Genomic DNA, 23,088 nt, shown 5'->3' with positions numbered 1-23,088 from the left:
CCTCGGACGCAGGCGGCAGGCGGCATGATCACCGAGCGCTGGCAGATCGACCGCGGAGACGACGTCCGGCGCATCGTGGCTGCAAATCTACGACGTGAGTTTGCTCTGCGGCATTTGCTTCAAGATGCGCTTTTTCATCAGCTCGCTCGCGTTCCCTTTGGATCCTGTGCTCGTTGAGAATGCCAAGGTCGGCATCTTGCCGGGATCGCTACTTCCTGCGTGGCTGGAAGCGGTCGTATTGAAGTTGGCGTCCAGAACCTAAAGCAGGCTGCTTGGCTGGGTGCAAGGCATTTTGGCCGAAGTCCCGACCAACCGGTTTCGGTTGGCCGGGACATTAATCAGCGAACGTGATCCAGGAACTGGCGGTGGCGCTCGTATTGGTCGAGCACATCATGGATCACTTGCACTTTGGGCCAACCCATGACGTCGTAGTCCTGTCCGCCCTCGCGCAGGTAGACTTCAGCCCGATAGTGACGGGTGCCCTCGCTCACTGGGCGGCGTGGATCTTGCAGCGCGAAGGTGGGCGGTTCGTAAGGCTGAGGACGCACGGAGTAGAAGAAGTCCATTTCTTCGCCATGGCCTACGCGAAGCCAAGCGCGCCCATCTTCTCCCTCGGTGACTTCAACCGGAAGATCCTGCTTGCGCAGCTCCACCGCAACCTCTTGGAGTGCGGGCAGCACCTGATCTTTGATAAAGGCAACCACCTCTATCTTGACGGGGTTGTGCGCGAGCAGCTTGAGCCTGGCGCGCCAGTCTTCGCTGGTGCCTGGAAGCAATCGTGCATCACGAGAGATTGAGCGCTTCGTTGCGTCCAGATGCATGGCTTTGAGTAGTCCCCAACACATCAAGATCATGACGATCGTGAAGGGAAGGGCGCTAGCGATGGTCGCAGCTTGGAGTGATTCAAGGCCGCCTGCAATGAGCAGGGCAACGGCAATGCCGCCGACCAGAAGCGCCCAGAAAATGCGTTGCCAGACCGGCGATTCCTCCTCACCCTTGGAAGTCAGCATGTCGATCACCAACGCGCCGGAGTCAGCGGATGTGACAAAGAACAGCGCGACGAGCACAACCGCAAGCGAGGAGGTGAACATCGTCAGCGGGAGGTGGCGCAGGAACTCAAACAACGCCATCGAGCTGTCATCCGAAACTGCCTTCACGAGCTCTTGAACACCTTCGGAGCGCACCATGAACAAGGCGGAGTTGCCATAGATCGTCATCCAAAGAAACGTAAACCCGATCGGCACGAGCAAGACGCCAACCACAAATTCACGCACCGTGCGGCCTCGCGAAATACGGGCGATGAACATGCCAACGAAGGGCGACCACGCAATCCACCAGCCCCAATAGAACAAGGTCCAGCCGCCAAGCCAGCCGCTTGGCTCATAGGCATACAAGTTGAATGTCATTGAGAAAAGCTGAGAGGCATACATGCCGGTGTTCTGCACAAATGCCTGCATCAAGTGGACGGTGGGGCCACAAACAAGCACGAATGCAAGGAGTGCGACGGCCATGATCATGTTGATCTCAGACAGGCGACGGACACCGCTGTCGAGCCCCGCGACCACAGACCCTGTCGCCACCAGGATGATGATGCCGATCAACGACACCTGCACGAGGGTGCTCACTTCCAGGCCGAACAGGTAATTCAGTCCGGAGTTGATCTGCATGACCCCGAGGCCAAGCGAGGTGGCCAGGCCAAAGATGGTGCCAAGGGCAGCAAACGTATCGACCGCGTGACCGATAGGTCCGTGGATGCGTTCTCCAATGAGCGGATAGAGAGCCGATCGCACCCGCAGGGGCAGGTTGTGGCGATAGGCAAAGTAGGCCAGCGCCAACGCAACAACCGCGTAGATGGCCCAGGCGTGCACGCCCCAATGGAAGAAGGTGATGCGCATCGCCTGACGAGCCGCCTCGGCAGACTCGGGCGTGCCTGTCGGCGGGGTGGCGTAGTGCATGATTGGCTCAGCTACGCCGAAGAACATCAGGCCAATGCCCATGCCTGCGGCAAAGAGCATGGCAAACCACGAGGCATAGCTGTAATCAGGGCGGCTGTGGTCTGGGCCGAGCTTGATCCGCCCGTAACCACTGATTGCGACACCGACGACAAAGACCAGAAAGCCTGCGACCGATAGGATGGTGAACCAGCCTGCGTCATTGGCGGTCCAGTTTTTGGCTGCTGTGAACCAAGTCGTTGCTTTTTCTGGAACGAAGATGGATAGCGCCAACAGTAAAAGCACGATGGCCGCAGTAGGAATGAACACCTGCGGCAAGATGCGCTGGCGAACAGGAGTGGATGGCGGAGCTGAGCTCTGCATAAGTTCCTCCGGTTGATGATCGTTGAAGCGAAAATGCGGCTTGCGCTTAGAAATAGAACCCGATGTTGAGGTTCAGCCGGCTATGCCAGCGGGATGGACCACCGTCGTTGATTCCGATGCCGTCGCCGCCTGCAAACCACATGTTCTTGCCGGCAATCCAGTCCACGTAGGTCAACATGATCCCCTTTTGTAGGCTGCATCCGGTGACGTTTTGCCATGACTCCCTCACGCCCTGACTGCGCCCGGCCGGGAGGGTCATGCTGAGGTTGTTGTAGCAGGTGATGTCATCGAGCCAATGCTTTTCGCCGAAGGAGTAAGCCACGTTGACACTGGGCACATCGGCTTCTGACGCAATCTCGAACGGGGCAAGGAACGCTGACATCGCAATTCGTTCGCCCGGCACGCTGTAACGGTAGCGAGCCCATTGCAGCTGAGTCGTCCAGCCATCCCGTTTCCACTGGGCATGCAGCGCCGCACCCTGGTGACCATAGTGACGGCGGGTGGTGGTGTTCTGAACCTGACCGCTGAATGCAGAGGCCCCGAGCAGCAGCTCACCGGCATTCAAGAAGCTCGTATGTTCGTATCGGAAATGAACACGCTCCCGTTCCTTGTATGGCAAATCAGCGGTCTGTGCCACATCAAAGGAGTAGCGGTCGTAGCGAGATCCGCTTCCGTATTCATCCCCTGAGAACCAGCCGGCTATCCAGTGATGGTCGCCACTTTTATGGCTAAACGTCACACCCGGATCGTAATCGTCTTCAATGCCAAGGTAGTAGCCTGAGCCAAACCAAAAGCTCTGAGAGACGGTAGGCAAGAGTCCGAAAGGGACCTGCTGGATGCCTGCTTTAAGCTGCGTTGCGTCGTTGAAATTCCATCCGGCATAGGCATGGTGGACAGCATCGAAACCGTCATACCAACGATACTGGGCCGAGAAGAACAGGGGTCCAGCTCCGGCTTTGACATCTGCGCGGAGCAGTTCAAGTTGCAAGCGGCTTGTGGGGCCGTAGTCCAGCCAGCCATAGTTGAACCGGACGGCGCCACCCACATCGACAAACGGTTCAACCTGGGTGTTAGGTGCTTTTTGAGCATGGATTGTGTCTGTGGCCGTTGCCGCACCACAGAAAAGAATCAGGGGGAATACCTTCACGATAGTGTCTCGTGGCCTCCATATTGCGAATGAAAGCGTCCAAGTCTAGCGCGTTAGCATGGGCCACCCAAGCGAGGGGAACCTTTCGCAAGGTCTGCGGGGCGTGATTAAGCCGCAACTGGGACGCATTGGGGCGGTATAGAGCCATGATGTCCGTGCAAACGACGGAAGGGCGTGGCGGGCGACTGTCGGAAGCAGTGAGACGTTGCCTGTGCGGCCAATTGAATGAGAAGAATGTGCCTAATCGAGCGCGGTTTTACGACCGCGACGGAAACGGAATGTGGTTGCGTGAGGCGGGCGTCGGCATGCACTGGGCTCTTAAATTCACCGTCCGCCAGGCGTGTTCAATTTGGCAAGCTGCGCGTTGACCTCAATGGTTTGACCGCTTTGCAGGGTGCCGAAATCCAGCTGCACATCTTTCTCGAACACTAAGCACAGCGTTGATCCGCCGTAGTTGAAATAGCCCAGCTCATCGCCTTTGCTGACGTGTTGGCCATTAGCCGCGGTCTGTGTCAGCGAAGAAATTTCCGTGATGCCGATCGGCATCACGAATACGGTGCCAAGGCGCGCATCGTCGGCAGCAATGGAGACGATGCCGCGGTTGTTGACCGCCGCTCCATAGACCTGCGATGTCACACCTGCATCGGGATCGAAGCTGTTGTCTTCGTTCTCGCTGAAAAGCAGTCCGTCGACATCCTCATAGGTGACCACGCCGTCCACGGGCGCGTGCCAGCGGTGATAGTCCGCGCCGCTCAGGAAGATTTGCACCACCGTGCCTCCCACAAAACGCTGCAACACGTCTTGGCCTGGGTTGGCGAGCATGTCTTGCAGCGAGTAGTTCTGCTCCTTGATCCAGAACACCGCGCTTTGCTGCACATTGGTGGCGATGCGATAGACCGTGCCATCATTGGGCGAGGTGATGATGTTGGCGTCGCCTTCTCCTGCAAGTGGGCGACAGCTGGCCTGAATTTCGCGATGAAAGAATGCGTTGTAGGACTGGAAGCCGCCGTGTTCGGCGTCCCAGTCGATAACAAAGTCGGCGAGTTTGAATTCGTGGATGGCGGCGGTGCCTAGCCAGCCTTTGTCGGCGTCCCGGTTCAGCACCCAGCAGCTGGCCGGGCTGTCGAGATAGTTGGACCATGTTTTCAAAATGGCCCTGAGCGCCTCATTGAACGCATCGAGGCGGAAAAGGGCCTTGCCCGCCGGCGTTGCCATCATGTCGACAAACAGCGCGGACATCGGGAACAGCACCCGAGCGTTCTTGTCGACGTTGTATTCGGGCGCCGTGGTGCAGATGACATCGAGCTGGGCCAGCATGTCCTGGATGGAGGCAATGTTTTTTGTAAAAGCGCTAGTTTGGTCGATGGCCTCGGTGACATACATGCGCACGATGCCGTTGGTGTCGATCAGGTTGGCCAGATCCTGCACCGCCTGGTTGGCGTAGCCAGGCCCCTGCGCGTTGCTCAAGGTTGCGGCTTTCTCCCGAATGGCGGCATGCCATGTGGCCAGCCCACTGCGGTCCTGCGGAAGGTATCCGGCCATCGTGCCAAAGCTGCGTCGGTAGTGCGCGTCCAACACTGGTGTGGTGATGTCAGTCACGGTGGTGATCCTGGTCGGTTGGTGGGCGTGCGTTTCTGTGGAGGCGCGGGTGGCTATGGAGACGCCAGCAAGGCCATGCTTGATGCCTGGGCGGTGGGTAGCCACAAGGTGAGGAGCGCCTGCAGCTCGCCTGCTGCTCGTCCGGTGCGACGTGCCGCCGCCTGCGCGCATGAGAGAAGCGTGCGTGGTCGACGCGCGGCGTGGCGCAAGGCGAAGAATTGCCAGTCGGCTAACGGCTCAATCCTCACCCGGTAGCGGTGTCGCCGAACTACCAGGAACGTCCGGCCAGCAGTCGGGGGCTCACTCGGGCTTGCGCCCGACAGCCAGTCGCGAAAACTCTCCGAGGTGTGCGACCCAATGGACAACCTGGTGGTTGCGGGAAGTTGCACGATGCAGGGCCACCCAAGCGCCAGCGCGGCTGCATCCATTCGTGGATCGATGACTGCCTCTTCCAGGCCCTTTGCGCGACTGGCCTCGGACAGTGCGCGCTCGACCCACGCCAGCTCGAGAGGGAAGCGCTGGCGGTGTTGTCCAAGGCGAGCCCGTTGCGAGATGCGGAGAAAGCGGGGGAAGCGTGCGCCCAGTGCATGCAAGGTGGGCGACCTTGACGGGTGCTCACTCAGATACGCACGGGCAAAGAATGCAAACAGGTCCGGGCCGAGCAGACGTGACAGTGCTGGATACTCGGCCTGCAGGCATTCGATCAGCCTGAGCCAATACCCGTTGGCATAAATCGCCAGGCGCGCGTGTGGGTCGACACCAGCGGGCGAGGCAACGAGTGTGTGGATATCCAGGCCCTGACCGGCATGCGCAGCCCTGAGGCCTTCTCTTAGCCCCGCTGGATGCGTGGTTGCCGTCAGCATCCAGCGCTGCACGTCGCCAAGTGGTGTCTCGACGGGAGCGCCTGTTGAGGAGCTAAACATCCAGAGGTTCCGCCTGCGGATGGTGGAGGGGCGTGGAAAGCGCATGCTCTGCCACGACGAGAGGCGACGTGGCAGGCATGTTGCCCGCCATCACTTGGCGCGCCTTGTTCAATTCGTCCAGGAGGTCGGCGTAGTCAGGGAGATTGGCATCCCATTCCAGCAACGTCGACACGCCACCGGTCAATTGTTGCGCCAGTGCATACAACTCCCAGACGCGGCCAGGCACGGGTTGGTCATGCGTGTCGACCAGACAGTCGCCATATTGCGTCGGCCCTGCCAGATGGAGCTGCACCACTTGCCGATGCGGCAAGGCTCGCAAATACACTTCGGGGTCAAAACGGTGGTTGTGTGCACTCACATAGACGTTGTTGACGTCCAGCAAGATGCCGCAGCCGGTGCTTTCGGCCAGGCGCGCCAGGAATTCCCACTCCGGCATCGTCGATGTCTGAAACTGCAGGTAGCTAGACGGATTTTCCAGCACCAGCGCTCTGCCCAGCACGTCCTGCACACGCAGGACGCGATCGCGCACGTGAGCGAGCGACTCTGCATTGAAGGGCAGGGGGAGGAGGTCGTGCGAGTTGTGCGAACCGAGTCCGGTCCAGCACAGATGATCGGACACCCAGACGGCGTTGATGTCTTCCGCCAACCGTTTGAGCTTGTGCAGGTAAGCGGTGTCGGGCGGTGTGTCCGAGCCGATCGACAAGCTGACACCATGCATGACGATGGGAATCTCGGCCGCCAGCTTGCTCAACATGGCGCGCTGGTAGCCGGCGTCATCGAGATAGTTCTCGGAAATGATTTCGAACCAATCCACCAGCGCTCCCCCGGCCAGGATGGCCGGGAGATGCTGCGGACGGAGCCCGACACCGAATCCAAGATTGGGCAGCCCCAGGCGTGGCAGCGGAGCACCTTCTTCCGCTGCGTCGTGGGCAGGTCGTGCTTGGGTAAGGCCTGAGTGCATCACCTTGGCAGCCCGTCAGGTGGACGGAGGCAGGGCGATACGCAGATCGGTTGGATTGGGCTTGGTGCCAGGCGGCAATTTGCGGTTCGCCATCACTTGTTCGAACGCTTGCCATGCGATGTCGTAGACCGAGTCGCCCACAGCGAAGGGCAGTTTCGCTATCGGCGTGGGCGTGTTGTCCGAACCGGTGAAATCGAACAGCTCCATCGTGCCGGCGGTGGGATACAACTGCGAGGCGGAAATGGGCACGGCGCATCCACCCAATCCTCCGCATTTGTTGTCTGCGGGCGCGCTGAAGAAGTCCGGCAGGCCGCAGGTGCCACCTACCGCCGAAGCACGCGGCGCAGATTGGCCACACCCGCCGCGTCCTCCGAGCGACTGCGAACAATTGCCGCCTCCACTCACCCCATGAGCAAAGCCGCAGCCTCCTTGGGTGGCGCAGGTGTTGGAGCCTTTGCAGCTGTGATAGATGGCGGGTGCCGCACAGTTGCCGCCGGATGCATCCAGTGCCAGACCCTGGCAGGCGTGTTGCAAGGCGCTCGTGGGTTCTGGCGCAACTCCTTGCCGCAAGGTCGGGGCGCTGCCGTAGACCGCCCAATACAACCCCATGCGATCACCCGAGCCAACCATGGAGGGGAACGGGAACTGCACGGATAGATCGCCCCAGGATTTGGTCAGCACGGTGGTGATGCCGGCCAGTGAGCCTTGTGCGACGTTGTCCAATCCGACCGGATCGACCAGCTTCAAGTTGTTGAGCGCAGTCGCTACTTCGGACGGCTTGGGAATGCTGGTCGGTGCCGTGGCAGGGTCGAAATCGGCACTGGTGAGCAACGCCTCTGTCCAGACGTTGCCGGAGACTGCGTGCCATTCACTCCACGTCTCCACCTGATCGACCAGACCAAGCAGCTGCTCGAAGCGTTCGTAATGATCCTGTCCGCCATTGCTCGATCGCGCGGCTGCATCTGCCGAGGGCGCGGGGTCGCCCGCGTCGGTGTAGGACGGATAGTTGTTGGCCAACGCCGCCTCGTCGGGCTGGAACTGCACGATCACGCCGTTGAGGGTCACAAGCGTGGCTCCCGTTTCCAGTGCGCGCTCATGGATCATGCCCAGGAACGCGCTGGTGGTCTGCCAGTCGATCCCGCCTTCGCCTTGATCGCAGATGGCATACATCATGTAGATGGCCTGCGCTGCCGCAGCCAGGGGATGGGTTTCGGTGATCTGGGTGTTGAGCTGCGGGTATTCTTTTTGGATCTTGTCGGTGACGCCATTGAACAAATCGCGTTGACCTGTGGGGCCGGCAAACACCTTTTCCCACAAGGTCTGGTTGTCTTCGTATTTGAGCGTGATGTATTGGAAGATGCAAAAATACATCCAGCCAATGGTTCCGAATTTTGGCAGATCCACTTCCGTATCTGTCGCAGTCCAGCCGTTGAACGGCACGGTCGGGAAGTAGGCTGTTTCTAGCACCGATGGCTTGATCTTGGCACGTGCGGTGTCGTGGTTTTCCTCGATCACCGTGAACAGCGCCACTTGCGCGTCTGTCAGTCCTGCAAGGTCGACCGTCAACCCGCTGCCCACCGTGCCTTCTTCCAGGTCTTGCAGATCGATGATGTGCGGAATGACGGTTTGTGTAGGGCCGTAGCAGATCCAGTTGTAGTTGGCGTCCTGCAGCAGCGGGCTGTTGAAGCTCGGGGTGACACCGACTGCGCCACACAGGTTGGCAGCCATTTGAAGATGCAGCATCTCGTCGATGAAGACCGAGAACAGCAGGTTGTAGGCGCGTTGCGGTGCGGTCTTCTCCGGTGGAGCGCCCAGTGGCAGTGTCCCGGTGGCCATGCCCGGCCAGCGGCGGCCCTTGTAGTAGGAAATGCCATTGGCATTGATCGCATGCGTACCTTGTATCGACTTCATCGTGCACATATAGAGCGGGACGGTGAACAGCTCTACATTGACCGCCGCTTGGACTAACGCCTGCAACGCGGCCTTGTCGGCGGCGAGATTGGCGATCGGCTGATTGACGATCTGACGGGGTGCTCTGGGGATGCTGCCTAAGACGGCGTGCGTTTCGGTCGCGCTCATACAAACCTTCTCCATGGATGTCCTAGCATTCGGCTGGGTGGCGAGATTGCATGCGTGTGAAGCGCATCCATCCGTCCCAGTGGCGACGAGAACCGCAGCCGTTCGCGCAGTCCTTGCGTCTAGGCACACCTGGAGATCAAGGGCGCTCTTTTGGTTTCCTGAGACCCTTTGAAGATGTAGGCGATAGCATCGACGTATATGCCTGGCCCTGAGGCGAGTCAATTGCTCAGTGCGCCCGGGAATGGCAATGCGTGACCAAGCCGACTGGGATTCCGTGACCCAGCGCATCAGTGGCACCATTGGGCTTCGTTGAGCATGCCGAGTGTGGCACTAAGCCTGCGGCCGGCTGTTTGCACGATGGGTCGCGCCGACTTAGGCCTAAGCGCTCATGAAGGGCTAGCTCAGCACAGGGAAATCAGGTTCCATGCGCTTGTCGAACAAGGGTGCAGGACAGTTTCCCTCGGCTCGGATAACGGCTGTTTCATCACCTCCTGACAGCACGGGAGACGTGATGCTTACGGCGTTTGAGTCTGCTGAGGCCTAATCCGACTCTGCTGGACGCAAGACCGAAGGTTGCTCACTCTGCGGGAGGCGTGAGCAGCGTCTTACCGGCACACACCTTGGATACGACAGGTGCCTGCGTCTCGACGGCTGGCGGTCGCTGTGCCGAATGTTGCAGGTGAGTCCAGCCGCAGTCGCGACTCGACAGGCATCTAGCTCCTTGTGTTATTGGCCCGCCAACATGGAGCTTCTTCACCCGTCCGGTGAGGGACGTCTCATGCGATGCGACAGTGCTGTCGATACTCAATGCAATGGACAGAGCCGAGTTGCGCATCCACCTCAATCATCTGGACGATGCAGTGCCAGCACTGCGAGCATCGAGTCCTGATCGAAGCCATTTCTTGCGCGCGTTCGCGGGTATGGCGCAGCTCATTGAAGCGAGAGCACTCACATCAAAGGACGCTGAGTTCGTTGCACGGCGCATCGACGAGATTTTGGCTTGGCACGGATTGAAAGAAGCCGAAGGCCAGACCTGAGTCGAGCAATGTGTTGTCATAGCTCAGCCATCCCGATGGCTGTGTGCTTTCCACGCGAGCGTTAGGCAAGCACTTGTCCGAAAACGCCGCATTACAGGTCACAGAGCCCAGCAATCGCAGCAGACATACCTCTGTCCCTTCCACCCGAACGCTGTTTAGTCCGCAAGCTTTGTGGGGGTGGGTCAGCAATCCCGGTTGATTGGCGAGCGGAACCATGTTGCTGATAAAGTAACAGGCAAGGAGAGTCGGAGATCTCATTCTTAGCGTGCCTGCAGATCAGACAATTCCTACACAGATGCCAATGCCCATCCGATCTGAGCAGTTGGCCTGATCCTGTAATCTTGCGAGCGGACGGTCGTCTCAAACAAGCCAGGGATCACAGATGGAAGGCAGCGCGTCATGACCGGCAAGATCAAGCTTAGCGTCGCCATCGCGCTCTTGCTCCTTGCCCTTATCGCAGGGGTCTACCTTTCCGGTCAGTTGATTTTGATGCTGTTGAAGGTGGCTGGGCCGCTTAACGTCGGCACCTACTGGTCATATTTCAAAGCGCTCGACCTCCCGCAGTTCGCGCCCTATGCCAGCAAGATCAAGCTGGCTGGCTTCCTCGGCTTCGGGGTGCCGCTCCTGGCCTGGATCGCACTGCTGATCCCGCTATTCAAACCGAAAGCCGCTGCCTTGCATGGCGACGCACGCTTTGCTTCCGGCAGTGATCTGGCCAAGAAGGACATGCTCAAACCGTCGCCAATCGGCATTGTGGTTGGCAAGCACGGTGGCAAGTTGGTGCGTCTGTCTGGTCAGCAGTTTGTGATCCTGGCCGCGCCGACGCGCTCGGGCAAGGGGGTGGGTATCGTCATTCCCAATTTGCTCGACTACCAAGCCTCCGTAGTGGTCCTGGATATCAAGCAGGAGAATTTCGACCTTACGTCCGGCTGGCGCAAGAGTCAGGGCCAAGAGGTTTTCTTGTTCAATCCCTTTGCCGAAGATGGGCGGACCCACCGCTGGAACCCGCTCAGCTACATTTCACCGGATCCCGCGTTTCGCGTCTCTGACCTGATGAGTGTGGCGGCGATGCTCTACCCGGATGGCTCCGACGCGCAGAAGTTCTGGGTGAGCCAGGCCCGCAACGCCTTCATGGCGTTTACGCTCTATCTGTTCGATAGCCTGGACGATCAGATCAAGCGCAAGCATCCGAAAGAGACCTGGATGTTCCCAACCCTTGGGATGCTCTATCGCGTGTCATCGGGCGATGGAAGCGACTTAAAGGGCTACCTCAAGAAGCTTTCGCAGCGGGACTTCCTGGGCCGCGACGCCAAGACGGCGTTCGACAATTTGCTCTCGCAAGCCGAAGAAACCTTTGCGTCGATCATGGGCACGTTCAAAGAGCCGCTCAACCAGTTCATTAACCCGATCCTGGATGCATCAACCAGCGACAACGATTTTTTGCTGACCGATGTGCGCAAGAAGAAGATGAGTATCTACATCGGCATCCAGCCGAACAAGCTGGCCGAAAGCCGCCTGTTGATCAATCTGCTGTTTAGCCAGCTCATCAACCTTAACACCAAAGAGCTGCCGCAGAACAACCCGGCGCTCAAACACCAGTGCTTGCTACTGATGGACGAGTTCACGTCCATCGGCCGGGTAGACATCATTGCAAGTGCAGTGAGCTACATGGCCGGCTACAACATCCGCCTGCTACCGATCATCCAGAGCATGGCGCAGCTCGACGCGACTTATGGCAAGGATGTCTCGCGCACCATCATCACCAACCATGCCTTGCAAATCGTCTACGCCCCACGGGAGCAGCAAGACGCCAACGACTACTCGGACATGCTCGGCTACACCACGGTGCGCAAGAAGAACAAATCGCACACCAGCGGCAAGCAAAGCAGTGTGTCCTACTCTGAGGCCGAGCAACGCCGCGCATTGATGCTGCCGCAAGAGTTGAAGGCGATGGGCTTTGACAAGGAAGTCTTCCTCTATGAAGGCATCCCAAGCCCGGTGCTCTGCGAGAAGATCAAGTATTACGAAGATGCCTACTTCATCAAACGACTACTACCCAAAGCCGAAGTGAAGAGGCTAGTTGCTGCCGTCTCGGGCTCATGAAATTAGCACCTGAAAAAATTTCGAAATATTGCTGGGAAATTGATATACCATTTATAAATGAATTCATTCCTGAGCTGGATGTTGTGAAATACGACTTAGAGGTAATCGATAGAGACTTCGTAGTCGGTGGCACCAACGCAAGAGACTGGACAATTGATCGTGATCGCGACATGTATTTGCGCAATGTCGCAAACGGTGGCGGCACCGAAATTGAAGTCAGAAACAAGACGAAGTTTTCATTTTATTGGCATGGCGAGCTCCTGACGCTGAGACTGGATTTGGTCGACGGTGGAGGTGCGCGAGGTCAGCCTGGTTGGTCTCATTGGAGACTGATGTGGATCAATGGTGGGGATGGGCTGCCTGAGCATCTCAAGGCTGACAAAGACCAATTCATAGCTGGCCTCAAAGAGGCCTTGCTCACATACAAGGATTTTGGCGTCCATTCCAGGAACACGGACTATCACATCGTTCTTGAAGTCAATGATAACTTATTTTCCAAGATATAATTCTTGTCATAAAGTAGGGTGTCACCATGGTATTCGTAAGCGAGTTTATTTCCCCAGATGATGTCGCTAGATACGATATTTTATCGATTGATCGTAAATTTCTGATTGGAGGAACCAACGCCAGGGATTGGGTCATTGATCGTGAGCGTGAAATCTATTTGCGAAACGTGGCGCATGGCGGGGGGAGTGAGCCTGAAATTTGTAATCAAACGCACTGGACATTTTATTGGCGCGGCGAATTGCTGACGCTGCGACTTGATATGCTTGAAAGTGGAGGAGAAAGAAAAGGGGCTGGTTGGTCTCGTTGGATGTTAATTTGGATCAATGGCGGGAAAGGCCTCCCGGCTCATCTCAAGTCAGAAGCATCACAAATTATTGAAGACTTAGGCGTGGCGCTGACGGCACATAAAGGATTTGGAGGAGTTCACTCAAATTATATCGATTACAACGCCGAAATTGAGATATCGGAAGGCTGTGCGATATGGTAAATTCATTGAGTGCGGAAGAAGCTATTACTTTACTGAAGGAGCGACCCGATGCGTATCGTTCAGGCGAGGATCTGCGCACACTTGCAGCACAGGTAGATGCAGATGCACGAGGCCGTGTGACGGTTCTTTATAGCGGTCCGGCGGCGAAGGGAAGCTGGTCAACGGATGTCATCGCCGCGATGGTTGAGATATGCGAAGACGTTAGAATCATCAACTGCTGCCTTAAGCTTGGCATCACTCACCAGGCGCAGCGAAGATGGAACAATGCGTGTCGCTATATTCAATCACTATCATTCTCATGGATGATGGGACGATCCGTAGATGAGCGATGCTCCCGAATCCCGTCAGGCAATGGGCTTCCCGGCAGGTCAAGCATAAGCCTAGGCGTACGCCGTGGGAGCAACCTGTGCAGGATGCGCTTACGCTGGATACTGATGTGCCTATTGCGTCTCAGTAATCCGCTTCTAATAGGGAAACCGCTGACATGGTAAAAATCAAAAATCCATCCATGAAAATTTCCCTGCCTCCTCCTCCGGTGCCGCAGAGGATGCGCGAAATACTAAAGGACTATCCGGATCTAATTGAGCGCGTTCAGGAAGTATTGGATGCTTATGTCGAGAAGCCATATAATTTAATGCCGTTTGAGGGCGCTATTTGGGCTCTTGAGGGTAGGTTGGAATCTTTTATATCCGAGACCCGCGAGGAGCTCGAGAAAGCACAAGCTAGTGGTGATCCTGACGCGATAAGATACGCGGAAGAAAAAGAGCGCGCTACGCGTCATGCGAGTTCAAAAAATCGCGGCATGTCAGACTTAAATGAGATCTGGGACTACATGGAAGCCCATAAGGAGTCTCTGATATGAATGAAGAGGAATCTCGCCTCAGTGACGCCGAGCATCGCAAAGTATTTGAGCAGAAAATTCTCGATGATGCGGCGCTGGAGACAAAGTCATCTTTTGAAAAACCAAAGGCAATCATCCTCGCGGGTCAGCCTGGCTCTGGGAAGGGAGGCCTTGCAAGAATCGCAGATAATGAGCTGGGCAGGGATGCCGTTTCGATTGATGCCGATGAATTGCGTAAATCACATCCCCAGGTAGAAATCCTTCGCAACGCCCACCCTTATACCTGGTCCGACTATACCCACCCCGATGCCAGTCGCTGGGCCAAGGAACTGCTGCAGACCACTATCGAAGGCAAGAAGAACCTGATCTTCGACACCACGCTCAGCAAGGGCGACTCAAGCGCGAGCCTGATCAAAGATTTGCAATCCAGAGGCTACGACGTCGAGGTGCGCGTCATGGCCGCGCACAAGCTGGAAAGCGAGCATGGTGTTGACGCCAGATTTTCTCGGCAACTGGATCAAGAAGGTTACGGCCGCTATGTGCCTGAAGGTACGCGTGAGGACATTTACACCAAGCTACCGGTCAGTCTGGACACCGTGCACGCGCAGACCAGCGCGCCAATCCGCATCTTCAACCGCCAGGGTGCAGAGCTCTACGACAGCCGCACCGATGCACGACCACCAGGACAGGTCCTGGAGCAGGCACGTAATGCGTGGTTCAAGGATCCTGCTTTTACACAGCAGCTACGCGAGCGCTGGCAGCAACAAGCTAATTGGCACCGTGATTTGCCGGAGCATGCGCGAGAAATCCCGAATTCCAACGCTGCGATTCAGGAGCAATTGCTCGCAGAGCACGCCGAGCTCAAGGTAAGCGATGGAGTCGCTAGTCGTCTGGAAGGCATCGCCACCATCGACGAACTGGTGCGTCCAGGTGCTCCGCCTGCGCGCGCACCCGTGCCGGAGCCGGAGATTCCGGGGCTGCGTCGTGCCGGCATGACGGCCGGCCTGGCGGGTGTGGGAGTTGCGGCAGGTGCCTTCGATGCGGTGCAGACCGGCGAGCGCGTGAGTACGCTGTTGGCACAAGACAACTTCACCGCTGCGCGCTCAGAAGCGTTGCATTTTGCTGCCCGAGGCGCTGGCGGCTGGGCCGGAGGTGCTGCTGCCGCTGCCGTTGTTGGCACGACCGGCGCCGGTCCGGTCGCGCTGGTGGTGGCCGATGGTTATCTGTTCGGTGCCGCTGCTGACAAGGCCGCGACCCTGTGGGACAACCGTCAGATCTATGCACAGACCGACAAGCAGGGTGTGAGCTGGGAGTTCAACGGCAACCAGTGGCTTCGCCAAGAAAAAGCCGATCTGCCCAACGATGGCGTCGATGCGCCGCAGAAGGAGGCCATGTTCGCACTGCCAGAAAAAGCGCGCGAGCTGAACTATCACGCCAGTGGCGAAGCGACCGAGCAGGCGCTGGGCAAGGTGCAACCCAGTAATCCCTATGAGCAGCCATCCATTGAGGCAGATGCTGCGCATCTTTACGCACGGGATTGGCGGCATGATCCGGCAAGTGGCCAGTGGTCACGGATGATCGCCGACGATATCGATCGGAACGATGGGCCTGTCTGGACGGTTGATCCAGCAAGTCCTGAGCGCAATGCTGCGTTGGATCAGCAGGCAGCTCAGGTGGTAGACGCCAACATCGGCCGTGGCCCAGCTGCAATTGCGGCAACCTATCAAGCTGCCCATCAGCGCAATGGCTGGGACGATTTCGGTCCCGTGCCAGCTTCGGTGCAAGCAGCCTTGAATCCGGATTCGCTGCAAGCATCGGACGGCAAGCAGTATCAGCGCGATACGCAGGGCCAGTGGCGGCATGACGGCGTTGCTGCCGAAGGCAATGTTTCGTTGGAACTCAACGCGACGCGCGAACGCCTGCAGCCGACATTGGAGCAGCACACGCAGGCAATGGCACAGATGCCCGCAAGGCAAACGCCAACGGCGCAGCAGCAAGATCAGGCCAATACCGAGGCGACCTATGCTGCCTATGGCGTTGCGCCGAATGCCCAGACCGCAGGGGCGATCCAGCTCGCGGTGCAGAAGACGCGCGAGGCAAACGGGATTGATGCAGCGACCAGTTCTCTGGCATTGGAGCATGATGCGACCGGGCAATACTCGGTGGACAGCCCCATCCAGCATCTGAGCCGTGGCGCTGACGGTGTGGTGCGCGTTGCAGCAACCACCAGCGCCGCCGATATCCATCAGGCGCTTGGCCAGGTGCAGTCGCTTCGGCAGGAACAACCGCCTTCGGCCAGTGCACCAGAGCTGCGCATTGATGCGCAATCGCCCCAAGAACGCGATGCCAATCGGCAAGGTGTGTCCACGCAAGAAGCGCAACAGGTCGCAAGCTTTGCGGCTACGACCGTTACCGCTCCCCGTGTGGATGAAACCCAAGCGCCTCAGGCAGCCATTGATGCGCAGCGGGATCGAGACGTTGCACGCGCTGCTGAGCAGCCTGCTGTTGCGGAGACGGCAACGCCGGCCCCGGCCGTGATGACTGCACCCGTCAATGCGCAAGCGCAGGAAGAGCCGCGCCCGGTCGCCAAGCCTGCTGAGCCGAAGCCCGAACCTGTCCCACAACGCGAACCCCAAGAGACCCACACACCTGTTGTTGCTGCACCCTCTACGCCATTCCCGGTCCAGCCTAAGGCGGAGGCATTGGCTCCAACGATGGCGAGCGCGTCTGCGCCGAGCGTGGGATCAGCATCATTCGCTTCGACCTCTCCCGTTCAAACGTCTACTCAGGCCAATGCACCGACGCAGCCGGCATCAAGTGACGTGGAAGGGCTTCGCCTCGGCGATCGGGGGCAAGAGGTCGAGTTCTTGCAGTATCGATTGCAGCAAGTTGATGCGCGCGGTCCCAATGGTCAGGCCGTGCCGCAAGACGGGCACTACGGTCCGGAGACCGAACACGCGGTAAGGCAGTTCCAGCAAGACCAAGGTTTGCCGGCAACGGGCATTGCCGGCCAAGACATGGATGCAGCGTTGTCCCAGGCACAACACACGCGCCGAGAAGCTTTGAAGCCCACAGAGCCAACATCGGTGAATGCGGCGGTGGAGCAGGGCGGTGAGCAGCAAGCCCGAGTAGCCACGACACAGAACGATGCGCCATCGGCTGTTCCATTGCAGGCGGATCAGCAAGAGGCCATGCGAACCTCGTCGCCGGCAATCCCAACCCAGAGCGAAGTGCCGGCACAGACCGTCTTGCCTGAGCGCACGTCCTCCTCCTATGCGTCATCGCCTGGCTTTGGTGGGACAACCGCGCGTTCAAGCGCAGGTGAACAAGAAGAGGGTCGCGTCGAGCAAGCGAGGCCCTCGCAAGATGTCGCTCAACAGGCGGTTCCTTTTAATCATCGGGATTACGCGCTGTTCTCTGCCATCCAGGCGCAGCTCCCAAAGGGCACGTCTGATGAAAAAACGGTCGAAGTGCTGCATGCCGTCAAAGAGTCAGGGATTGAGCGCGCGGATGAACTGCGGAAAGTGACCATCCACGAAGATGTTGCTTTTGTCTTTGGCAAAACGCCGGGGTTCCATTCGGAAGTCGCACTCAACACGCCATCGCCTGGCATCAATGAGACTTTGCAGAAAACAGAGACATTGGATCAACAGCGGGTGCAGGAAATGGTGCAATTCCAGCGCGAGCGCGAAGAGATCGACAAGAACCCAACGGGCCCAGTGATGACGCTTGCTGCGCGCTCTCAGCAGCACGTGATGTCGGACGCGTCCGGTGGCGACGGAGGCGGTTGAAGTTCAAGGTTTAAAACGCTTTTTTCGCTAAGGGTGCAGTAGGTAGTTTGTTACGTGCTTGCAGAAAAGTTACGCCCCGCAAACCCAGCCTCATACAAAGAAGATCGCGAAGCCAGCCATTGCTCATTGCGGTCTGCCACCGCCTCGCAGTCGCCGGTTGCCGCATTCTTGGCAGTGCATCGGCAAAATTACCTCAGACGCCGTTGTAAGCGTCTGCGATGGGCGCGGCCTCATCTACCTGCCGAAACAACGCTGGCGTTTTTGTTGTCGAGTAGGTCAGGGCAGCAAGCAGTCTTTCTGCGAGCGATAGCGCCGCCAAAAAATAGCTGACCATCACGGCACATCAAAGGCTCAGATCACCGCAGCCTTGACCTTAAACACTTCCACAGCACGGATCAGCTGCACGGAATGGTCCTCCAGCGCACGCGCGGCGGTGCTGGCGGCTTCGACCAGGCGGACGTTCTGCTGGGTGGTTTCGTCCATCTGGGCGATGGTGTGATTGACCTGTTCGATGCCGCCAGCCTGTTCCTGCGAGGCGGCGGAGATGTGGCCCATGATGTCGGTGACGTGCTGCACGCTGGTAACGACTTCGCCCATGGTGGTGCCGGCCTTGTGCACCAAGGCCGAGCCATCGGCCACGCGCTGTACCGAGTCGTCGATCAGGCGTTTGATTTCCTTGGCGGCATCGGATGAGCGGTGCGAGAGCGTACGTACCTCCGAGGCGACGACGGCAAAGCCGCGGCCTTGCTCGCCTGCGCGTGCGGCTTCGACGGCAGCATTGAGCGCAAGAATATTGGTCTGGAAGGCGATGCCGTCGATGACCGAAATGATGTCGGCGATGCGCCTTGATGACGCTTCGATGCCGGACATGGTGTCGATCACCTGGCCGACCACATCGCGTCCTTCCGAGGCGATAGTGGCGGCGCCGCGTGCGAGCTGGTTGGCGCGGCCGGCGTGCTCGGCGTTTTGCTTGACGGTGGAGGTCAGCTCTTCCATCGAGGCTGCGGTTTCTTCGAGATTGGCGGCTTGTTGTTCGCTGCGGCGTGCCAGTTCCTGATTACCGCTGGCGATGTCTTCGGCGGCAAAACCAATACTGTTGGAGGTTGTTTGTATCTGGCTGACGATGTCGGTGAGGCGATGCACGGTGCTGTTGGCATCGTCGCGCATGGCAGCGAACACACCGTGGAAGTTACCCGACATGCGCACGGTCAGGTCGCCGTCGGCGATGGCGCGTAGCAGCTGCGAGAACTTGGCCAGGTTGCTGTCTGCGGTGGCCATCATGGTGTTGAGGTTTTCCACCATCAGGCGGAAGTCGTGCTCGAACTTTTCCGGTTGGCCGCGCAGCGCGAAGTCGCCCGCGCAGGCGGCCTGGGTCAGTGCGTGGATCTGTGCGTTGATGGCGCGCAGGTTTTGCTTGACCTGCTGCATGGTGGTGGTGATGGCGGCTTTTTCGCCGGGGTAGTGCTCGATTTCAGGGGCGAGGTCGCCGATTGCATAGCGTCCCATGACCTCGGTCATACGCAACTGGGTCTGTACGTGTGCGTGCACCAACGCGTTGGTGTCCTGCACCATGTGCGCGTATTCGCCAGGAAACTGCTGCGCGTCGGTGCGATAGCTGATCTGGCCGGCGTCGTGACGCGCTGCCATGGTGCGCTGCGCCGAGATGACATCGCGCAGGCGGCGTTGCATCTGCTGCATGGCTCGCAGGAGCTGGCCGGATTCGTCCTTGCTTGCCGCGGTATCGGGGGTGCCGAGGTCGCCTGCGCTGATGCGCTCGGCCAGTTGCAGCGACAGACGCAGGGGCAGCACCACGCTGCGAGTGAGCAGCAAAGCAATCGTTGCGCCCAGCAGTAGCGCGATCACGGTGGAGATCACCATCAGCATGGCAAAGCCACGTGCGGTGGCGACGGCCTGCTGGGCGGCTTGGCGGTTCTTCTGCTCTTGCAGATCGATGAAGGCATTGATGCTGGCCAGCCAATCGATGAAGGCCGGGCGTGCTTCCTGCAGCAGGCGTTGCTCGGCATGCGACCGGTCCGATGCGTCGCGGAACGCGCGCACCTGTGCGATCAATGGCAGGGTGCGCTGCTCGATGGATTTGATCTGCTGCAGAATCGTTTTTTCCCGCGCGTCGGTCGAGGCGGCAATCATGGTGTCGAGCGGCTGCGCGGAGCGCGCATAGTCGGCGGTGAGTTTGTCGATCAATTGCTCCGCAGCGTGGCGGTCGGCCGGCGCGTCCATCAGCACGACATCGCGCAAGGCGATTGCGCGGTCATGCACACTGCCGCGGAAGTTGATCGCATACCGTTGCTTGACGCTGTTGACTTCATTGATCGCAGTCAATTGCCGATCGATGCTGCGTACGCGCTGGATGCCCACCACGGTGAGGATCACCATCAGGACGATGATCGCGAGAAAGCCGAGGGACAGGCGTTGACCAATGCGGAGATCGGAGAGGGTGTGCATAGGGGGAGATCGGTGATCCGGAGAAACGGAGCGCTGGGGAATCCCGGCATGGGCAGGGATGCGGGGGCAGGAGCAGATCCTCGAGAGGGCGGCGTTGCTACCCCGATCGTGTCTCGCCTCGTTCGTTAGCGACCTCAACTATTGGAACTGTACGCATCGCGCATCCGATATTCAGGCGCGGTTGGATCGCGCTGCATCGGCGATGCGGACGATCGAACCGGCGATGTTGGATTCCGCGCAGCCGCGAGATGGCGATGGGCTTGCTGCAGAGTGCCGATGCGGTGTGGTCAGCGACGCAGGCAGTGCTTGCGCGAGTAGCTGCTGCATGCGGCGCGCGCATATTTGATATGCGTACTTTGATTTTCCGATGCAGCGACGTGGTGTGCGTTGGTCGGCACGCACCGATACGGTGGTGCGATCGTCGCGGGTCTAGCGCGTAGCCGCGAGTGCGCTGTTTGCGCTGGCTTCTTCGCAGATCCACTGCCGGAAAGCGGCAATCCGCGGCAGGTGAGAGCTCTCTTGGCGGTTGACGAGGTAATAGGCCAGGGGCGAGAGGAACTGCAGCTCCGGGAACAAACGGATCAGCCGGCCTGTGGCGATGTCGTCATGCGCCATCACGCTGCGCGCCAGCGCGATGCCGTGTCCCTCGATGGCGGCCTGCAGTACGGCGGCCGCATTGTTGATCTTCAGGCCCCGGATCGCATCCACGCCGACGACGCCTGCCTTATCGAGCCACGCGGTCCATGAAGGGAAGTTGGGATGCGTCTCCATCGAAAGGTCGTGGATCAGCGTCTCGCCTGTCAGCTGCGCCGGCGCGCGTAGCCGGCCGATCAACGCTGGCGAGCAGACCGGATAGACCTCCTCGTCCATCAGCTTGAGGGCCACCAGGCCCGGCCACTGGCCAGCGCCATAGCGCACGCCGATGTCGATCCGTTGCGTCAGGAAATCCACAGGTTTGAGGCTGGTCTCAAGCCGGATGTCGATGTCGGGGTGCGCTGTCTGGAAGCGATCGATGCGCGGGAGCAGCCACTTGGCTGCAAAGGCCGGGCTGACGGTCATGGTCAGCATGGTGCCGCCGGACTGTTCCTTCAGCCGTTCCAGCCCAAGGGTCAGGCGATCCAGCCCTGCACGCACATCGGGCAGCGCCTGCTCGGCGGCGGACGTGGGCAGCAAACGGGCACGGCCAGCCTGGCTGCGATGAAACAAAGGGGTGCCCACCCAGTCTTCCAGTGTTCGTACCAGCTGGCCGACCGCCGCCGGTGTGACATGCAGTTCGGCCGCAGCCGCCGAAAAACTCTGATGGCGAGCGCTGGCTTCGAAGGCACGCAGTGCATTGAGATGGACGGGCGACTTTTTCACGATAAAGATTTTCTTTCAGGTCGGGACACATTAACTGGTTTGTGGCCATGCCGCCCCAGTCGAACAATGGCCGCCACCCCACGGCCTGCCCGCCGCGCCTTCGTTGGCGATGCAGCGGGTGGTGTTGGCTCATCCCGGCGACCAGTTCGCCGGCTGTCTTTCTGACCTGCCTGAAGGCAGGCACGTCGAGGTTTGATCATGGACACGCAATTCAACGGTAAGAAGCTATTGGTCGTCGGTGGCACCAGCGGCATGGGGTATGCAGTGGCCCGGCACATCCTGCTTGGTGGCGGGCATGCGGTGATCGTTGGCCAGCGCGCCGAGAAGACCGAAGCAGCCCGCCAGGCGCTGGCCGCACTCGGATCGGTCGAGGCATTGAATGCCGATCTGACCAGCCAGCAAGGCATTGCCGAGTTGCTGGCGGCGATCGATCAGTCGCATCAGCAGATCGATCTGCTGGTCAATGCAGCGGGCGTGTTTTTCCCCAAGCCGTTTCTGGAGCACCAGCAGGACGACTATGACCGCTACATGGCGCTCAACAAGGCGTTTTTCTTCATCACGCAGAAGGTCGCCGCCAATCTGGTCGCGCACGGCCGCAGCGGTGCGATCGTCAATATCGGTTCGATGTGGGGCAAGCAGGCGATTGCGGCCACGCCGTCATCGGCCTACTCGATGGCCAAGGCCGGTCTGCATGCGTTGACCCAGCATCTGGCGATGGAACTGGCGCCGAAGGGCATCCGCGTCAACGCCGTCTCCCCGGCGGTGGTGGACACGCCGATCTACGAGGGATTCATTCCGAAGTCGGACGTGCCCGCAGCACTGCAAGGCTTCAATGGGTTCCACCCCATCGGTCGTGTCGGCACTGCGCAGGACGTGGCCGAGGTGATCGCATTCCTGCTGTCGGACAAGGCCGCTTGGGTCACCGGTGCCGTGTGGGACGTCGATGGCGGTGTGATGGCTGGCCGCAACTGACATCGACAACGCCTTGCAATCGGCGTCGCCCGCACGCTGCTGCATCGCGGCCATGCGTGGCGTCAGCTGCCAATCCTTGCGCAGTGGGTCCGGTGCCTTGTTCGATGGCGCCAACCGCGTGACAGCGATGTTCCGTGTGCGCGTTGAGCTGAGAACGTCGGTATGCCGCGTGGCCAGTCCACCGCACCACATGGGTTTGTAAGCGGCTTGCTTGAAAACCGCGCCCACCGACCATCACGACTGGTCCTTGCCCGCCTACCGCCGCGGGACCTTATGTGGCATGGATGCCGCATAAGAGCCTCCATACACGGATTCACGGCGTGTCCCGCGGCGGTAGGCGGGCAAGGGCCATGCAGCCGGCGCGCAGATCTGCGGCTCTCCACTAGCAAATGCAAAGCAGCCAAACACACCGAAAACAACCGAATGAGAGCCTTATCTGTTCGGAATCTGGCAGTTTAGGTGTCGAGAGCCGGCGTGGGCTGCCGTCAGAGCCTGGATCTCAGC

Annotated in this window: 15 protein-coding genes; 7 read left to right on the top strand and 8 right to left on the bottom strand. The window is 59.2% G+C overall.

Annotated elements, in window-relative coordinates; genetic code table 11:
• Positions 1–338: 338 nt before the first annotated feature.
• From betT to VC212_RS00050, 6 genes are all read right to left on the bottom strand, one after another.
• On the bottom strand, positions 339–2,315 hold the full coding sequence (gene betT, locus VC212_RS00075; RefSeq protein ID WP_323514011.1) for a choline BCCT transporter BetT: 1,977 nt from the start codon (positions 2,313–2,315) through the stop codon (positions 339–341).
• A gap of 46 nt (positions 2,316–2,361) precedes the next feature.
• Positions 2,362–3,462, bottom strand: a complete 1,101-nt coding sequence (locus tag VC212_RS00070; protein ID WP_323514010.1) for a hypothetical protein — start codon at positions 3,460–3,462, stop codon at positions 2,362–2,364.
• A 324-nt stretch (positions 3,463–3,786) separates the two neighbouring features.
• Positions 3,787–5,061, bottom strand: a complete 1,275-nt coding sequence (locus VC212_RS00065; protein WP_323514009.1) for a phophatidylserine decarboxylase associated domain-containing protein — start codon at positions 5,059–5,061, stop codon at positions 3,787–3,789.
• A gap of 53 nt (positions 5,062–5,114) precedes the next feature.
• Positions 5,115–5,984 (bottom strand): DNA-binding domain-containing protein, encoded by an 870-nt coding sequence (locus tag VC212_RS00060; RefSeq protein WP_323514008.1) that lies wholly within the window; start codon positions 5,982–5,984, stop codon positions 5,115–5,117.
• Positions 5,977–6,945 (bottom strand): DUF692 domain-containing protein, encoded by a 969-nt coding sequence (locus tag VC212_RS00055; RefSeq protein ID WP_323514007.1) that lies wholly within the window; start codon positions 6,943–6,945, stop codon positions 5,977–5,979. The genes VC212_RS00060 and VC212_RS00055 overlap by 8 nt, the downstream gene beginning before the upstream one ends.
• Positions 6,946–6,960: 15 nt before the next feature.
• Positions 6,961–9,312 carry a ferritin-like domain-containing protein gene (locus VC212_RS00050; RefSeq protein ID WP_323514006.1) on the bottom strand — a complete coding sequence of 784 codons (2,352 nt, stop codon included), beginning with the start codon at positions 9,310–9,312 and terminating at the stop codon, positions 6,961–6,963.
• A 524-nt stretch (positions 9,313–9,836) separates the two neighbouring features.
• Between VC212_RS00050 and VC212_RS00045 the strand changes: the two genes are divergently transcribed.
• The 6 genes from VC212_RS00045 (at position 9,837) to VC212_RS00020 (ending at position 17,790) form a co-directional block, all read left to right on the top strand.
• The gene (locus VC212_RS00045) at positions 9,837–10,061 is read left to right on the top strand and encodes a hypothetical protein (protein WP_115553536.1); all 225 of its coding nucleotides are present in this window, start codon (positions 9,837–9,839) and stop codon (positions 10,059–10,061) included.
• Positions 10,062–10,460: 399 nt separating this feature from the next.
• On the top strand, positions 10,461–12,164 hold the full coding sequence (locus VC212_RS00040; RefSeq protein ID WP_323514004.1) for a type IV secretory system conjugative DNA transfer family protein: 1,704 nt from the start codon (positions 10,461–10,463) through the stop codon (positions 12,162–12,164).
• Between the two features lie 38 nt (positions 12,165–12,202).
• Entirely contained in the window at positions 12,203–12,670 is a 468-nt protein-coding gene (locus VC212_RS00035) for a hypothetical protein (protein WP_323514257.1), read from the top strand.
• Between the two features lie 26 nt (positions 12,671–12,696).
• Positions 12,697–13,158 carry a hypothetical protein gene (locus VC212_RS00030; RefSeq protein WP_323514003.1) on the top strand — a complete coding sequence of 154 codons (462 nt, stop codon included), beginning with the start codon at positions 12,697–12,699 and terminating at the stop codon, positions 13,156–13,158.
• 508 nt (positions 13,159–13,666) lie between these two features.
• The gene (locus VC212_RS00025; protein WP_153066758.1) at positions 13,667–14,020 is read left to right on the top strand and encodes a hypothetical protein; all 354 of its coding nucleotides are present in this window, start codon (positions 13,667–13,669) and stop codon (positions 14,018–14,020) included.
• Positions 14,017–17,790 carry a zeta toxin family protein gene (locus VC212_RS00020; protein WP_323514002.1) on the top strand — a complete coding sequence of 1,258 codons (3,774 nt, stop codon included), beginning with the start codon at positions 14,017–14,019 and terminating at the stop codon, positions 17,788–17,790. Before VC212_RS00025 ends, VC212_RS00020 begins: the two co-directional genes overlap by 4 nt.
• A 351-nt stretch (positions 17,791–18,141) precedes the next feature.
• On the opposite strand, the gene VC212_RS00015 is transcribed toward VC212_RS00020, so the two are convergent.
• Positions 18,142–20,253, bottom strand: a complete 2,112-nt coding sequence (locus VC212_RS00015) for a methyl-accepting chemotaxis protein (RefSeq protein WP_323514001.1) — start codon at positions 20,251–20,253, stop codon at positions 18,142–18,144.
• Between the two features lie 429 nt (positions 20,254–20,682).
• A complete protein-coding gene (gene gcvA / locus VC212_RS00010; protein ID WP_323513999.1) occupies positions 20,683–21,612 on the bottom strand; it encodes a transcriptional regulator GcvA in 930 nt (309 codons plus the stop codon).
• A gap of 198 nt (positions 21,613–21,810) precedes the next feature.
• Between gcvA and VC212_RS00005 the strand changes: the two genes are divergently transcribed.
• On the top strand, positions 21,811–22,584 hold the full coding sequence (locus VC212_RS00005; protein ID WP_323513997.1) for an SDR family oxidoreductase: 774 nt from the start codon (positions 21,811–21,813) through the stop codon (positions 22,582–22,584).
• Positions 22,585–23,088 lie beyond the last annotated feature (504 nt).

The sequence above is a fragment of the Xanthomonas sp. WHRI 8932A genome (assembly GCF_035012785.1).
Classification (GTDB): domain Bacteria; phylum Pseudomonadota; class Gammaproteobacteria; order Xanthomonadales; family Xanthomonadaceae; genus Xanthomonas.
The sequence above is the reverse complement of the archived record's forward strand: the minus strand, read 5'-3'. Positions and strand labels throughout refer to the sequence as shown.

What these genes read in the sequence shown, in the direction of transcription:
- VC212_RS00005 (WP_323513997.1), top strand. Translation starts at nt 21,811, where the DNA reads ATGGACACGCAATTCAACGGTAAGAAGCTATTGGTCGTCGGTGGCACC.
- betT (WP_323514011.1), bottom strand. Translation starts at nt 2,315, where the DNA reads ATGCAGAGCTCAGCTCCGCCATCCACTCCTGTTCGCCAGCGCATCTTG.
- VC212_RS00045 (WP_115553536.1), top strand. Translation starts at nt 9,837, where the DNA reads ATGGACAGAGCCGAGTTGCGCATCCACCTCAATCATCTGGACGATGCA.
- VC212_RS00050 (WP_323514006.1), bottom strand. Translation starts at nt 9,312, where the DNA reads ATGCGCTGGGTCACGGAATCCCAGTCGGCTTGGTCACGCATTGCCATT.
- VC212_RS00015 (WP_323514001.1), bottom strand. Translation starts at nt 20,253, where the DNA reads ATGCACACCCTCTCCGATCTCCGCATTGGTCAACGCCTGTCCCTCGGC.
- VC212_RS00030 (WP_323514003.1), top strand. Translation starts at nt 12,697, where the DNA reads ATGGTATTCGTAAGCGAGTTTATTTCCCCAGATGATGTCGCTAGATAC.
- VC212_RS00025 (WP_153066758.1), top strand. Translation starts at nt 13,667, where the DNA reads ATGAAAATTTCCCTGCCTCCTCCTCCGGTGCCGCAGAGGATGCGCGAA.
- VC212_RS00040 (WP_323514004.1), top strand. Translation starts at nt 10,461, where the DNA reads ATGACCGGCAAGATCAAGCTTAGCGTCGCCATCGCGCTCTTGCTCCTT.
- VC212_RS00055 (WP_323514007.1), bottom strand. Translation starts at nt 6,945, where the DNA reads ATGCACTCAGGCCTTACCCAAGCACGACCTGCCCACGACGCAGCGGAA.
- VC212_RS00060 (WP_323514008.1), bottom strand. Translation starts at nt 5,984, where the DNA reads ATGTTTAGCTCCTCAACAGGCGCTCCCGTCGAGACACCACTTGGCGAC.
- VC212_RS00020 (WP_323514002.1), top strand. Translation starts at nt 14,017, where the DNA reads ATGAATGAAGAGGAATCTCGCCTCAGTGACGCCGAGCATCGCAAAGTA.